This is a genomic window from Erysipelothrix aquatica, from assembly GCF_009828825.1.
In the GTDB taxonomy this organism is placed as follows: Bacteria; Bacillota_I; Bacilli_A; order Erysipelotrichales; family Erysipelotrichaceae; genus Erysipelothrix; species Erysipelothrix aquatica_A.
The window spans coordinates 290,240-305,888 of the sequence record NZ_WTTA01000002.1; the positions used below are offsets into that span (position 1 = coordinate 290,240).

At 39.7% G+C, this 15,649-nt stretch carries 8 protein-coding genes; 5 read left to right on the forward strand and 3 right to left on the reverse strand.

The genetic code is table 11. From position 1 onward, the window contains the following. Positions 1–179 precede the first annotated feature (179 nt). The 5 genes from GVV22_RS04655 to GVV22_RS04675 are packed head-to-tail and all read left to right on the forward strand — an operon-like array spanning position 180 to position 4,356. On the forward strand, positions 180–1,145 hold the full coding sequence (locus tag GVV22_RS04655) for a bifunctional 4-hydroxy-2-oxoglutarate aldolase/2-dehydro-3-deoxy-phosphogluconate aldolase (RefSeq protein ID WP_159648984.1): 966 nt from the start codon (positions 180–182) through the stop codon (positions 1,143–1,145). Positions 1,146–1,159: 14 nt separating this feature from the next. Next, entirely contained in the window at positions 1,160–2,182 is a 1,023-nt protein-coding gene (locus tag GVV22_RS04660; RefSeq protein ID WP_159648985.1) for a sugar kinase, read from the forward strand. A 19-nt stretch (positions 2,183–2,201) separates the two neighbouring features. Beyond that, the gene (locus tag GVV22_RS04665) at positions 2,202–2,996 is read left to right on the forward strand and encodes a gluconate 5-dehydrogenase (protein ID WP_268890711.1); all 795 of its coding nucleotides are present in this window, start codon (positions 2,202–2,204) and stop codon (positions 2,994–2,996) included. A 31-nt stretch (positions 2,997–3,027) separates the two neighbouring features. Next, entirely contained in the window at positions 3,028–3,666 is a 639-nt protein-coding gene (locus GVV22_RS04670) for an RpiB/LacA/LacB family sugar-phosphate isomerase (RefSeq protein ID WP_159648986.1), read from the forward strand. An 18-nt stretch (positions 3,667–3,684) separates the two neighbouring features. Further along, a complete protein-coding gene (locus GVV22_RS04675; RefSeq protein ID WP_159648987.1) occupies positions 3,685–4,356 on the forward strand; it encodes a DUF6198 family protein in 672 nt (223 codons plus the stop codon). Positions 4,357–4,457: 101 nt separating this feature from the next. Here the strand turns inward: GVV22_RS04675 and GVV22_RS04680 are convergent, their stop codons facing one another. The 3 genes from GVV22_RS04680 to GVV22_RS04690 all read right to left on the reverse strand — a co-directional run bounded on the left by GVV22_RS04680 (position 4,458) and on the right by GVV22_RS04690 (position 15,636). Next, positions 4,458–7,526 (reverse strand): polysaccharide lyase family 8 super-sandwich domain-containing protein, encoded by a 3,069-nt coding sequence (locus GVV22_RS04680; RefSeq protein WP_159648988.1) that lies wholly within the window; start codon positions 7,524–7,526, stop codon positions 4,458–4,460. A 185-nt stretch (positions 7,527–7,711) separates the two neighbouring features. After that, complete coding sequence (gene rpoC, locus GVV22_RS04685; protein WP_159648989.1) at positions 7,712–11,488, reverse strand: DNA-directed RNA polymerase subunit beta'; 3,777 nt, start codon at positions 11,486–11,488, stop codon at positions 7,712–7,714. A 14-nt stretch (positions 11,489–11,502) separates the two neighbouring features. Further along, positions 11,503–15,636 carry a DNA-directed RNA polymerase subunit beta gene (locus GVV22_RS04690; protein WP_159648990.1) on the reverse strand — a complete coding sequence of 1,378 codons (4,134 nt, stop codon included), beginning with the start codon at positions 15,634–15,636 and terminating at the stop codon, positions 11,503–11,505. Between the last annotated feature and the right edge of the window lie 13 nt (positions 15,637–15,649).

Consider the following 15,649-nt stretch of genomic DNA (forward strand, 5'->3'; position numbering starts at 1 on the left):
TGATGAAAATCCATTTTTTCACAAGATAGAAAATTATCAACCTTATATAATGGCGAAATTTTTATCGTTAAATTTTGGTTCAGTAAACCGGTTGACAAAACCGGTTTACTGCGATATTATGGGTTCACTGGTACTTAAATACACAGTTTCACTGGACAAAGTTATTAAGGAGATTTCTTATGAATGATATTTTAAACGCAATACAAAATATTGGAATTGTACCGGTTGTTAAGATTCAAAAAACGGAGGATATTCTACCCATGGCACATGCCCTCAATGAAGGCGGCATCAACTGCATGGAAATTACCTTCCGCAGCGAATTTGCAGTTCAAGCAATTCATGAAATTCGCAATGCTTACCCAGATATGATTATTGGTGCAGGAACAGTCACATCCGTTGACTATGCACAACAGGCACTTGAGGCTGGTGCACAATTCCTTGTGACCCCTGGATTCAATCCTGACGTTGTAAAATGGGCTGTTGATCACAACATTCTCATTGTTCCTGGAGTACAGACAGCATCAGAAATTGAAGCTGCAATGGCATTTGGTCTCACAACACTTAAATTCTTCCCTGCCGAATCAAGTGGCGGTGTAAAAAAACTCAAAGATTTTAGTGGACCTTACAGCCATATTAAATTTATGCCATCAGGTGGCATCAATAAATCGAACATGCACAACTATTTGGATCTCCCTAATGTTGCTGCAATTGGCGGTAGTTTTATGCTCCCGAACGATTTAATTGCCGCAGGCGATTGGGACGGAATTGAAGCCCTCTCGAAAGAAGCAATCAAATTCATGCTTGAGTATAAACTTATGCATATCGGCGTCAACAGCGAATCAAAAGAACAAGCACAAACACTTGCTCACGATTTAGCAACACTCTTTAATTTTAAATTTTACGAGACAGCAGTTGGATCAAAATCTGACGCAGGTTTTGAATTCCTACATGCGCCAACCGAGAGTCTTGGATACTTCGGTATTCATACACGTTATCCCGAACGCGCACTCTACCAACTTGCAAAACAAGACATTCATGCCAATGAGGCAACACTTATTCGTAACAAAGCACACGCAATTACAAGTGTCGCTCTAAACCGTGACATTGCAGGTTTCAACATTCGTCTTGTAAAATCAGAAATTTAAGCTCAGGAGGATTTATGAAAAAAGTAATTACATTTGGTGAGATTATGCTTCGTTTAGCACCACAAGGCTACTACCGCTTCTCACAAGCGGATGTCTTAGAAGCAACTTATGGCGGTGGTGAAGCAAACGTTGCAGTTTCCCTAGCAAACTTTGGTATGGATGCTTCCTTCGTTACAAAACTTCCAGCACATGCAATGGGACAAAATGCCGTAAATTCCCTACGCTACTTTGGCGTAGATACATCATCCATCGTTCGCGGTGGTGATCGTATTGGAATTTACTATCTTGAAAAAGGAGCATCACAACGTCCAAGCCAAGTTATCTACGACCGTGCCCATTCTGCAATCGCAGAAGCACAACCCGAAGATTTCAACTGGCCAGAAATTTTAAAAGGACATGATTGGTTTCATTTTACTGGGATTACTCCCGCATTAAACCCTGAAGTTGCAGCAATCACTTTGGAAGCACTTAAAGCAGCAAAAGCTTTAGGCATTACCGTTAGCTGTGACTTAAACTACCGTAAAAAATTATGGACACAACAAGAAGCAAACGATACGATGTCAACGCTTATGGAATATGTTGATGTTCTAATCGCTAACGAAGAAGACGCAGAAAAAGTATTCGGCATCCATGCTGATGCAACGAACGTTGATCAAGGTGAAATTGACCATGAAAACTACATTAGTGTTGCGAAACAACTCACAGAACGCTTTAACTTCAAGAAAGTAGCAATTACACTTCGTGAATCCATTACAGCAAACGACAACATTTGGTCAACCATGCTTTATGCTGATGGTACTGCATATTTCACACCACGTTATAACATGCATATTGTCGATCGCGTTGGAGGCGGAGACAGCTTCGGTGCTGGTCTCATCTATGCCCTAACACACGATATGAGCAATCAAGATGCAATCAACTTTGCGACAGCAGCAAGCTGCCTCAAGCATTCAATTGAAGGCGACTTCAACCGCGTTACCGTTGAAGAAGTCATGACTTTAGTTCAAGGTGACGGATCAGGACGCGTACAACGCTAAAAAGGACAGGACAATTATTATGACAACATTTAAAATGGATAACTTCCGTTTAGACGGAAAAGTAGCACTTGTAACAGGTGCTTCATATGGTATTGGTTTAGCATTAGCTACAGGATTTGCTGAAGCTGGTGCAACAATCGTCTTCAACGACATTAATCAAGACTTAGTAAACAAAGGACTTGCAGAATACAAAGCAATTGGAATCAAAGCACATGGATATGTATGCGACGTTACAAACGAAGAACACGTTCAAGCAATGATTAAACAAATCGAAGCAGAAGTTGGATCAATAGATATTCTTGTAAACAACGCTGGAATCATCAAACGTATTCCAATGGTAGAAATGAGTGTTCAAGATTGGCGCCAAGTTATTGATATCGACTTAACCGGACCATTTATCATGGCAAAAGCCGTCTTACCAAGCATGATTGAAAAAAATGCTGGTAAAATTATCAACATTTGCTCAATGATGAGTGAACTAGGCCGTGAAACAGTATCTGCATATGCAGCTGCTAAAGGTGGTCTAAAAATGTTAACACGTAATATTGCTTCAGAATACGGTGAACATAATATCCAATGTAATGGAATTGGCCCTGGTTATATCGAAACACCACAAACTGCACCATTACGCGTTGATGGACATCCATTCAATAGCTTCATTATTTCAAAAACACCAGCAGCACGTTGGGGAACACCTGAAGATTTAATGGGACCAGCAGTATTCTTAGCATCTAATGCTTCAGACTTTGTTAACGGTCATGTATTATACGTTGATGGTGGTATCTTAGCGTATATCGGTAAACAACCTGAATAGTATTCATCATTAAAATATCTAGGAGGATTCAATGAAAATCGCATTAATTAATGAAAATTCACAAGCATCAAAAAATGAAATTATTTATACTTCTCTCAAACAAGAAGCAGAGAAAAAGGGACATACTGTCGTAAACTATGGTATGTACTCAAACGAACAAGATCACCAACTCACTTATGTACAAAACGGTCTTCTTGCATCAATCCTACTTACTACTAAAGCTGTTGATTTTGTCGTTACAGGATGTGGAACAGGTCAGGGTGCCATGCTTGCAGCCAACTCATTCCCAAACGTCTTATGTGGTCATGTAACATCACCACTTGATGCGTACCTCTTTGGTCAAGTAAACGATGGAAACTGTATTGCAATGCCATTCGCGCAAGGTTTCGGATGGGGTGGTGAAGTGAACCTAAACTACACCTTCGAAAAATTATTCTCAGAGCCTTTTGGAGGTGGATATCCAAAAGACCGCGTTATTCCTGAACAACGTAACAAAAAGATTCTTGATGGCGTTAAGGCTGTGACACACCGTCCGTTAATTACAATTCTTAAAGAAATCGATCAAGACTTCCTCAGATCAGCAATCGACTACCCTGAATTCAAAGAATATTTCTTTGCAGCATCACAAGATCAAGAAATCTCTGATTACCTTAAATCAATTTTAGATTAATGAACATCGTAAGCGCTCATGTCTAAAAAGAAATTTAGTGGTGAACTCGCACTCTTAATTGCGATTATTTACAACAGTATTAACTTAAACTTATTAGTACACGGAGGGTTTGGGATTTCCACCCTTTCCTCCGTACCCTATGTCTTATCCGTTGCGTTTCCAATTACATCACTTGGGACTTGGACAATCATAATCCAAAGTCTCACACTGCTTGTGATGATGGTGATTGCACGACGCTTTAAGATTGGGTATATTCTCTCCTTCTTTGTTGCAATTCTATTTGGTTATTCTGTTGATCTAACAGCGCCATTAATTGCACTCATCCCTACTTCACTTCCGTTTCGCGTGTTATGCCTGGGAGTGGGGCTTGTGGGAACCGCTATAGGGGCTGCATTCTTCCTACTCTGCAAGCTACCTATCCAACCTTTTGATTTATTTGTACGCGAAGTTGTTGACGCCTCCAACAAGTCAGTTCACTTCGTTCGTATGCGTTATGATGGTGTATCCTTGACCATTTCCCTAGTGGTCACACTGTTATTTATCAAACATTTAGATGGAATCGGAATTGGAACCGTCCTTGGGTTCTTATTCACTGGGAAGTTGTCTCAAATCTTTGTAGACTTCCTGACATCACGTTTTGAATTTACGCAATTCACAAAGGCCGGCGCGTTCCTTGAAAAAATATCATAATGAAAAGAGAGCAATGCTCTCTTTTTTTTGTTTCTCATCAGAAGTATTATGCAATTATAAAACCTCCTATCATTTCAGATAGGAGGTTCTTTTTCGTTATATTAGTGTTTCATTTGTTTTCTACGATTTAGAATAACTGCTAGTGCTCCTGTTACCACCAGAACCGCACCAATCATTACTAAACCATTATTACCAACTCCAGTCCCAGGAAGCTTTTCTTCTTCCTTAGAGCCTGTTTCTGGACCTTCTGGAGTCGTAGGATCGACTGGGTCAACTGGATCAATTGGATCTATTATCGTTCCTACAAGGAAGTTCCCAAGCACATTAGCTGTAAATTGAATTGTTTGCTCACTAACTTCAAAGGCAATGATGTCTTTAAAGTCTTGACCACCCAATACTTTTAGCGATTTTGCTTGACCATCTGTAGGCAATACTACAGTGACTGCTTCATTCAATACAACATCAACACCATCACGTTGGAGTGAGATTGCATATGTTGTGACATCACTGAGCCCTTCATAAGTTCCTGCTTCTTTTGAAACAATGAGCTCTAGCCCTTCTTTAACTTGAGGTGTTGTGAATTTAACACGAACTCCTGTTGCTGCATCTACAAGTTCATTCACTGTTTCTGGAGCAACTTCTACTTCAGTTAAATTGATTGTCTGTGTCACACCATTTTTGTTATGTGTGTTCACTGTAACTGTAGTTGTATCGCCATTAATGACTGCAGTTGCATCACCACTCGCTACATCAAAGTGGCCATCTACTGTAAATGAAACTGTCGCTTGTGCTTGTGTCGGATCTTGAATTCCATATGTATTACCTTTACGCATCATAATAAGTTTGTTGTTTGCTGTAACATCATTCGATGTTGCAGCTTCAAAGAATACATATCCTTCAACACCTAAACCATCATGTACTACCGCATGGACGTTATCACTATTTTCAAGAATACGAACCACGTCGTTATTTGTACGTGTTTGCATTGCTGTCGCATTAACGTTTGGAAGAATACTATAAGCATATGATGATGTTTCACTACCATTATGGTTATACATTACCGTCGCATACTGCTTTGTAACTTCTTTATCCGCAGTTCCTGTTGTTTTATTACGAACGTCAGAGTATTTCCCTGTACGGTTTGTAATGTCAAAAGATACTGCATTATCATCATAGAATTTATACGTTACATCACGTTTCGAATCATCCGATGCAAGACTAATCCACTCAATGCCTTCATGAGATCCATTTGATAAGACCCCTTTATTGGAATCTACCTGTAACGTATCATTCACATCATACATTCTGTTATCGACTGTAGTTTTCATATCACGACCTTCGATATCATGTATGTTTGACCCTAAGACAACAATCTCATCATCAAACATAAACCATGATTTGTTTGCTTCTGCATTTTTGTAGGTCACAAAATCTGCTGGTAAGCTATCACGATCTTTGTAAGATTCCTCATCACCTAACTGCATTCCAGAAACTGCAAGATTATCTAATGTTGCACTTCCTGAAAACTCATTGGTTCCTAGTGGGAAGTAGACATACTTATTCTGTGTTACAGACCCTGATGTAAATTCAGGTTCATGGAGATAGAAATCAGTGCCATAAAGTTCAGGCATTGTTTTACGTTCTGCATTTACGGTTGTGGTTCCTGGAAGTTTATAATGATCAACCGTAGCAAAGAAATCAATACCATAAACATCGGTTTGGTCAACACCACTTTGATAGAGATAATATGCTCCATCCCCTTGGAACCATGAACGCAAGTTTTCTCCAGACATGTACTCATATTTGGAGACACGTGTTGAACTACGTGCCAGTGAGAATGCGTAATCATCGCGTAAATGAACAGATTTATCCATCAAGTTAAATGCAAAATGTGAATTTGCATCGATAGGATTCACACCAATTATTGAACCATCTTGCTTAATGTGTTCATAGGCAAAAATATTGCTTACCGATACAAAACTATTTGTATTTACTTTAAACTCAGGAATTGTAATTAAGTATTTAACGTAACTTTGCATCTTAGATTTTGATGCATCATTCATGCCTAATGATAATTGAACAAGCGCCTCAACAACTCCTGCACCATCGGCATAACCCGTACCTGTTCGAGAGACTGCACGCCCCTTAACAATTTCCATCATATACCCTTCGTACATAACAGGTCCAAATCCACGATAGACCCACTCTTCAACTGTGTTCATGAGTGTATCATCTTGCCATTGTGTATTGTTTAAGACTGTTACCAATTGTGCGATACGACCTAAAAGTACTTTCCCATAGGATCCTGTATATGCAACAGTTGAATGTTGGATAAATGAACCATCTTCATAGAACCCATCTGTAACGCCATGTTGAAGATCATTTGGATCTATAGTATTAAATACGGTCATCATATCTTTAACGGCTTTATCAACACGTTTGACATCACCTGTAATTGCACCTTGGATAATACGGTTAAATGTAGTATCCGTAAGGTTCGCACCGGTATGTTGACGTGCATCAAGATTTACATCTCCAATGAGCGGTGAACCTAATTGTTCATCTCCACGGATATATGCATCCATCATCGTAATCGAATCGGTAATAAATTCAGGTTCAATTTCATCACGAAGAATGAAAAGAATTTTGGTTAAGTTCATCGGTACGCCAATTTCCCAGCTATACCAGTTCCCATAATATCCATTGTCCGTATCTTTTAGATACTTGTCATGAATCCATGACATCGTATCAACTAATTCAGCGTAGACTTCTGGATTTTTATACAGTGTATTTCCTTCAGCTTCTGTACCATAAGCTAAAGCAACTGCATATAAGTTTTTATAAGTTGTTTCTAAGTTTGCTGATAACTTCGCAACGACGTGCTCCGTCCCACCAGTGTTGTCTAATTCGACTCCTGGATAAACAGCGTTCTGTGATTTATCAAAGGATGGACGGTTAGCTGTCCCCTTTTTGATTATGTCATTAATTTTATTTTTACTCATTGGATCATTATTGATCGTTGCATTTCCTAAGAGATAGATTTCAAAATTCTCTACGATCTGATCTAAATCGCCAGTAGATTGTTCCTGTGCTTTCACAGGAATCGGTTGTAGTATGGTGACACCTAAAAGAATTGCGATAAACATCGCCATTAATTTTTTGATTTTCATATTTTACCTGTAACCTTCCTTAGCGTCCACTAAACCGGTTTACTCATACATTATATGATAACGCTTTCACTTTTGCAAGGCTCCTATCGCAAATTTCATATAACTTATCGCAAGAAAACATAATTTTCGACTTATTTATTCGAATACGTAAAAAAGACAACCGAAGTTGTCTTTTTTGTACTCTGTTAACGAATAAATTCGCTCATCATTGAATCTTCTTCTTGGACTGCGTTACGTTCTTCACGTTCTTCTTTTAAGCGGGCTGCCAATTCCTTGACACGCTCTGTAGATTCACGGTAGAGAACTGAACCAGTACCAGCCGGAATTTTCTTACCGATGATAACATTCTCTTTAAGACCCATAAGTGGATCAATTTTTGATTTAATTGCTGCATCTGTAAGAACTTTTGTAGTTTCTTGGAATGAAGCAGCTGATAAGAAGCTTTCTGTTTCAACAGAGGCTTTTGAAATACCGAGAAGGACAGCGCGGTAACGTGCTGGGTTTTTACCTTCCATAAGGATTTCTGTATTGATATCTTGCATACGTTCAACGTGCATTTGTACACCAGGAGAGATTCCTGTGTCTTGTCCGTCGATAACGATGATTTTACGCATCATTTGGTTAATCATAACCTCGATATGTTTATCTGAGATTTCAATACCACCACTTTGGTAAACTTTCTTAACTTCTTTAAGGATGTATTGTTGAACTGCAAGACGTCCAGCATATTCCATAAGTTTCTTAGGATCTACGGATCCTTCTGTCAATTTATCTCCAGCTTCAACTTCAGAACCAACTTTCAACCATGAACGAGCAGGTTGGTGTGGTAATGTTAAGTGTTCTACTGTACGAGTTTCATTCGTTACAGTAATGACATAACCCAAGCCATCTTCGGCTGGATGAATATCTGTAATGTTTCCATGGATTTCTGAGATAACCGCAGGTAACTTCGGTGAACGTGCTTCAAACAATTCTTCAACACGAGGAAGACCTTGAGTGATATCTTCTCCACCTGCAACGGCAACCCCACCAGTATGGAAGGTACGCATTGTAAGCTGAGTTCCTGGTTCCCCAATTGATTGCGCCGCAACGATACCAATTGCTTCTCCAACTTCAACATCTTCACCTGTAGCCATATTACGTCCATAACATTTAACACATGATCCATGTTTTGATTCACATGTAAATACTGAACGAATACGTACTTGCTTAACGCCTGCGTTAACAATGCGTTTTGCAGTTAATTCATCTACAAATTCGTCTTCTTCAATGATTACTTCACGTGTCATTGGATCAACGATTGTTTCTTTAATGTAACGTCCGACAAGACGGTCGTGTAATGACTCAACAACTGAGTTTGATTTACGATCAACAATTTCTTGGACGACATATCCGTTATCTGTGTAGCAATCTTCCTCAACGATTGTAACATCTTGAGCAACATCAACAAGACGACGTGTAAGGTATCCAGATTCAGCAGTTTTAAGCGCTGTATCGGTTAGTCCTTTACGCACACCGTGGGTTGAAACGAAGAATTCACTCACGTTCAATCCTTCACGGAATGATGAATAGATTGGAACCTCAATAATTGATGGTTGGTATCCAGCTTTTGATTTTGATTGAGTTGGTTTACCCATCAGACCACGCATACCAGCAAGCTGCGTAAAGTTAGAAACGTTACCACGAGCTCCTGATGTCGCCATCATGTTGATAGGATTTTGACGCGGTAAGTTTTCCATTAACTCGGCACCAACACGGTTTTTGATTCCGTCCCACAATGACATGAGTTTTCCTTCCCATTCTTGGGCAGTCAAACGTCCACGTTTGTAAAGAACCATGAGGCGTGCAGCTTTTTCTTTACCTTCTTCAACGTATTTCGCTTTATTCGGTGCAACGTTGATATCGCTAAGTGAAACTGTAATACCGGCAATCGTTGAATATTTGAATCCGAGGTCTTTGATATTATCAAGGATTTCAGATGTTTTGGTTAATGAGTAACGATCAAAGATTTCTTTGATAATTTTCTCTAAGTCTTTTTTCTTAAAGTCGTTATTTAAAGGCATTGCTGCAATGACTTCACGAACATCTTGACCGGGCTGCACAAAGAATTTATCGGGTGTAGCTTTGAAGTTATCTGCTGTAACTTCATTGAGGTATGGGAAGTCACTTGGGAACATTTCATTAAAGATTAATTTTCCAAGTGTTGTCACTAAGTACAAGTCGTTTTGTTTCGCACTGAATGTCTTCTTCGATAACGATGAGGCACGCACACTAATACGTGTATGGAAGTGAATTACTTCGTTTTCATACGCGAGGTGTGCTTCTGAAGTGTTACGGAATGATTTCCCTTGATTATCTCCGAAACGACGCCATTTAGCAGCTTCTGTTAAGTCACCACGTGCTTCAAATTTGTCTGCCTTTTCATAGAATTCTTCTGGAGATTGTTCCATGTTGAGGTAGAAGTTTCCAAGAACCATATCTTGTGATGGTGTAACAATAGGTTTACCATCTTTTGGTCCAAGGATATTACGTGATCCAAGCATGAGCAATTCTGCCTCAGCTTGTGCCATTTCTGACAATGGAACGTGAACCGCCATTTGGTCACCATCAAAGTCCGCGTTAAACGCAGGCGTTACAAGAGGGTGAAGACGAATTGCACGACCTTCGATCATTTTTGGTTTAAAGGCTTGAATACCAAGACGGTGAAGTGTAGGGGCACGGTTCAAGAGAACTGGGTGATGTTGAATAACCTCTTCAACAATATCCCAAACACGAGGGTCTTGACGTTCGATGAGTTTTTCAGCAGCTTTCGCGTTGTTGCTGATTCCACGAACTTTCATTTCGTTGACGACAAATGGTTTAAAGAGTGTAATCGCCATCTCTTTTGGAATACCACATTCGTACATTTTTAAGTCTGGCCCAACAGCGATAACGGAACGACCTGAGAAGTCAACACGTTTTCCGAGCAAGTTAGCACGGAAACGTCCTTGTTTCCCTTTAAGACTGTGTGATAGTGATTTTAGTGCACGTCCACCAGCACCTGTAACAGGTTTTGAACGACGTCCGTTATCAATAAGCGCATCCACAGCTTCTTGAAGCATACGTTTCTCGTTTTGAACGATAACTTGTGGTGTTCCCATTTCTAAAAGACGTTTTAGACGGTTGTTACGTGTAATTACACGACGGTAAAGGTCGTTCGCATCAGATGCTGCAAAACGGCCACCATCAAGTTGTAACATTGGTCGTAAATCTGGTGGAATGACTGGAAGCTCAGTGAGTACCATCCATTCAGGTTGGTTGTTTGAATTCACAAAAGCCTCAACAGTTTCAAGACGGCGAATTAAACGTTTACGTTTATCGCCTTTAGCGGATTCAAGTTGCGCAAGAACATCATTACGTTCTGCTTCTAAATCCATTTCTTCAAGTAATGTTTTTACTGCTTCAGCACCTGCTTGTGCGACAAAACCATTGTGTCCAAATTCATTGACATAATCGCGGTATTCACGGTCGTCAATAATTTGTTTGTATTGAAGTGTTGAATTCTTTGGATCTGTAACAACCCATTTTACAAAGTAAACAACTTCTTCCAATACTTTTGGTGTGATGTTTAACAATAAACTCATACGTGAAGGAATTCCACGTAGATACCAAATGTGAGCAACTGGAGCTGCTAAAGTAATATGACCCATACGTTCACGACGTACAGCTGATTTTGTTACTTCAACACCACAGCGGTCACAAATTACACCGCGGTAACGTACTTTTTTATATTTTCCACAGTAGCATTCCCAGTCCTTTGTAGGACCGAAAATGCGCTCGCAGAATAAACCGTCACGTTCTGGTTTTTGTGAACGGTAGTTAATTGTTTCAGGTTTCTTAACTTCACCATGTGACCATTCAAGGATGCGTTCTGGTGAAGCCAAGGCCAATTGGATTGAGGCAAACTCTTTATTACTACTCATCAACATCAGCCTCCTTAAGCTTCTATGCTAAAGTTTTCATCTTCAGCATTTGTTTCGTATTCTGAAATTTCATCTGCTGTATCTTCTACAGGTTCTTCTTCAAGTGCAGTTCCGTATTGTAGTGCAATTTTTCCATCTTCAATACGTTCTTCACTTTCAATGATTTCTTCTTGGTTTTCATCTAAGAATTTAACATCAAGCGCCAATGCTTGGAGCTCGTGTTTAAGCACTCGGAATGATTCTGGCATTCCTGGTTCAGGAATATCTTCACCATTTTGGATTGCGGCATAGGTCTTCGTACGTCCATTGACGTCATCAGACTTGATTGTAAGGATTTCTTGAAGTGTGTTTGCAGCACCATAAGCATAAAGTGCCCAAACTTCCATTTCTCCAAATCTTTGGCCACCATTTTGTGCCTTACCACCAAGTGGTTGTTGTGTAACAAGTGAATATGGACCAGTTGCACGAGCATGTAATTTGTCATCGATCATGTGTGATAGTTTCAACATGTACATAACACCGACTGAAATACGTTCATCATAACGTTCACCAGAACGTCCATCATAAAGTACCATCTTACCGTCAGGTGCGACATTTCCTTCTTCCATGATACGGAAGAGCTCATCTGTTTCGATACCGTCGAAGACACTTGTCGCAAATTTAACGCCTAAGTTCTTCGCTGCAATACCTAAGTGTAACTCAAGAATTTGACCAATATTCATACGGCTAGGAACCCCTAATGGGTTAAGCATGATGTCAACTGGTGTTCCATCTTCCATGAATGGCATATCTTCTTCAGGTAAGATACGGGAGATAACCCCTTTATTACCGTGACGACCCGCCATTTTATCTCCTTCAGAGATTTTACGTTTTTGTACAATATATACTTTAACAGCTTCACTCACTCCAGGTGGCAAGTCATGGCCATCTTCACGACGGAAGATACGAATGTCTTGAACAATCCCTGATCCACCGTGTGGAACTTTGAGTGAGTTATCACGAACTTCTCGTGATTTCTCTCCAAAGATAGCAAGTAAGAGTTTTTCTTCAGGTGAAATTTCGCTTTGGCCTTTTGGCGTTACCTTACCGACCAAAATATCGCCCTCTTTTACTTCAGCACCAATCATGACGATTCCACGTGCATCAAGGTGACGACTTGCAACTTCACTTACGTTTGGTATATCGCGTGTAATTTCTTCAGGCCCGAGTTTTGTTTCACGGACTTCAATTGTATATTCTTCAATGTGGATTGATGTATAAACATCTTCTTTAACAAGGCGCTCGCTCATGATGATCGCATCCTCGTAGTTATATCCATTCCATGTCATGAAGGCAACAGTAACGTTTTGTCCTAATGCCAACTCTCCATTTTGCATTGAAGGTCCATCCGCAAGAATATCTCCTGCAAATACTTTTTCACCAATCTTAACGAGTGGTTTTTGGTTAATTGCAGTTCCTTGATTTGAACGACGGAATTTTTGCATTGTATAGGTGCGAGGTTTTCCTTCTACACTATTAACAATGACTTTGTTTGCGTCAACATATGAAACCATACCATCTGTCTTACAGATGACAGCAGATCCAGAGTCTTTCGCAATACGGTGTTCAATACCTGTTCCAACATAAGGTGAATTCGGAATTAAGAGTGGCACCGCTTGACGTTGCATGTTGGCACCCATGAGCGCACGAGACGCATCATCATTTTCGAGGAATGGAATCGCTGCAGTCGCAACCGAAACAATTTGTTTTGGTGAAACGTCAACCAATTCAACAGTCTCACGACGTGCAAGAATGTTTTCGCCTTGGTAACGAACAACAACTTCATCATTTACAAGTTTGCCGTCAACGATTTCGTTCGCTTGCGCAATAACATATTCGAATTCATCATCAGCTGATAAGTAAACAACATCTTCAGATACATCACCATTTTCCGAAACGATTCGGTATGGCGTTTGGATGAATCCATAACGGTCAAGACGACCATATGATGTTAAGTTAGAAATCAAACCAATGTTTGGTCCTTCAGGTGTTTCAATTGGACAGATACGGCCGTAGTGTGATGTATGAACGTCACGAACTTCGAATCCGGCACGGTCACGTGTAAGACCACCAGGTCCTAACGCTGAAATACGACGTTTGTTTGTAAGCTCTGCTAATGGGTTCAATTGATCCATAAATTGTGACAATTGGGATGAAGAGAAGAACTCTTTAACCATTGCTGTTAACGGACGAACGTTTGTAAGTGTTTTAGGTGTTAAGTTCGCAGAATCTGAAGAGATTGACATACGCTCTTTAACGACACGTTCCATACGGCTTAACCCGATGCGGAATTGATTTTGAATTAATTCTCCAACGGTACGAATACGACGGTTTCCTAATTGGTCAATGTCATCTTCGTTTCCTAAACCATCTAAGAAGTTTAAGAAGTATGAGAATGTTGAATAGACGTCAGAAGCCACGATTGTTGTTTTATCCAACAATGGATCCATTCCGACAATTTTAACTTGGTCTTGAAGGTCTTCTGATGTCGAAACGTACATTTCTTGCATTGCTGCACCCACTAACCAAAGTGTTAATGGTCCATCACTTAATGATTCAGTAACCAATTTTTCATTTGTTTTATTTAAACGTGGGTGGTTAACATTTGGTACAAATAAATCAACAACAGGTGTTCCTTTTGCTGACATCAATGTCTCTCCAGTTGCCGTTTGTAGACGACCAAATGTAAAGAGACGTTGTCCGTAGTTTAACACTGACCATACGTTATCTGCTGTTACTTGAACAGGTTTTGCTGCAATTCCTGTATAGATTGTGATTTCGAATCCTTTGAGAGTTGCAATATCTTGCTCTGTTAAAACTGTTCCACGATCAAACTCAAAGTTATCCTCGTAGATATCTTTTGCAAGGATACGTCCTACTAAGTTAATGTCTTCAGTAACTTCAAATGTATCTACCCCTGGAGCTGAGAAGATATTACGAAGTGGGAACACGTTCATGTATCCGCCGTGGCGTAATACATCACGAACTTTATTGACATCATCACGATGTGTGATGTGTGTTCCTTTTGCAAAAATCACATTTCCTTGAAGATCTACTAAATCTTCTGTTAGATATGTGTCTTTAATACGGTTAAAGATTTCAAGTTTTTTATGAAGTTTGAAACGTCCCGCTTTGTTAAGGTCATAACGACGTGGATCTAAAAACTTCGCGTTCATCAAGTTAATCGCACCATCCGTTGTAGGAATCTCATCTGCACGTTGGTTTTCGTACATTGATCGTAATGAATCCTCAAATGTTACGGTTTTGTCTAATGCTAATGTATTTACAAGTTCAGGATAGTTTCCGAAGTATGCAGTATAAAGTAGTGCATACAATGTCAAGAACTCACGACGTTCACTATCTAACTCTTCCCACTCATCATGAACTGGTAAGTCCAATGTTCGTAAGAATGTTTTGAATGATGAAACATCAAATGTATCTTCACCTTCTTGTAAGTCTAAACTTAGACCAAATGCTTTGAATAGAATTGTAGAAACGATTGTACGTTTACGGTCAACTTTCATGTTTAAAACACGTCCATTAGCAGCCTTACGATCGTCACTCATAAATTCTAACCATGTACCACGGCTTGGGATAAGTTCTGACATGAATGTTTCACGGCCAGTCTTATCATCTGTTTCGGACTTAAAGTATGCCCCTGGTGAACGAACGATTTGTGATACGATAACACGTTCTGCACCATTAATGATAAATGTTCCGTTATCTGTCATTAAAGGAAGATCGCCTAAAAAGACCTCTTCTTCTTTTTCGATAACTTCACCTGTTTGTTTGTTAATTATTTCAAGACGCATGACAGCACGTAAAGGCGCGGCATAGTTTGCCTCGCGTGATCGACTCTCTTCTACATCATATTTCGGTTCTCCGAATGAGTAACCAACAAATTTCAGTTTTACATTTTCGTTATAACTTTGAATAGGATAGATTTCATTGAAAACCTCATCGAGACCTTCATTTTTAAACCATTCATACGCTTCCGTTTGAATTTCTACTAAATTTGGCAATTCCAAAGTTCCACTAACTTGTGAGTAGTCACGACGTGTCGCTTTGTTACCAAATTTCTTTACACTATATACTTGGTTTTTTCCCATTTATGCCATCCTT

Bases quoted from the DNA above. Each gene is read 5' to 3' on its own strand.
- GVV22_RS04655 (WP_159648984.1), top strand. From the start codon at position 180: ATGAATGATATTTTAAACGCAATACAAAATATTGGAATTGTACCGGTT.
- GVV22_RS04660 (WP_159648985.1), top strand. From the start codon at position 1,160: ATGAAAAAAGTAATTACATTTGGTGAGATTATGCTTCGTTTAGCACCA.
- GVV22_RS04665 (WP_268890711.1), top strand. From the start codon at position 2,202: ATGACAACATTTAAAATGGATAACTTCCGTTTAGACGGAAAAGTAGCA.
- GVV22_RS04670 (WP_159648986.1), top strand. From the start codon at position 3,028: ATGAAAATCGCATTAATTAATGAAAATTCACAAGCATCAAAAAATGAA.
- GVV22_RS04675 (WP_159648987.1), top strand. From the start codon at position 3,685: ATGTCTAAAAAGAAATTTAGTGGTGAACTCGCACTCTTAATTGCGATT.
- GVV22_RS04680 (WP_159648988.1), bottom strand. From the start codon at position 7,526: ATGAAAATCAAAAAATTAATGGCGATGTTTATCGCAATTCTTTTAGGT.
- rpoC (WP_159648989.1), bottom strand. From the start codon at position 11,488: ATGAGTAGTAATAAAGAGTTTGCCTCAATCCAATTGGCCTTGGCTTCA.
- GVV22_RS04690 (WP_159648990.1), bottom strand. From the start codon at position 15,636: ATGGGAAAAAACCAAGTATATAGTGTAAAGAAATTTGGTAACAAAGCG.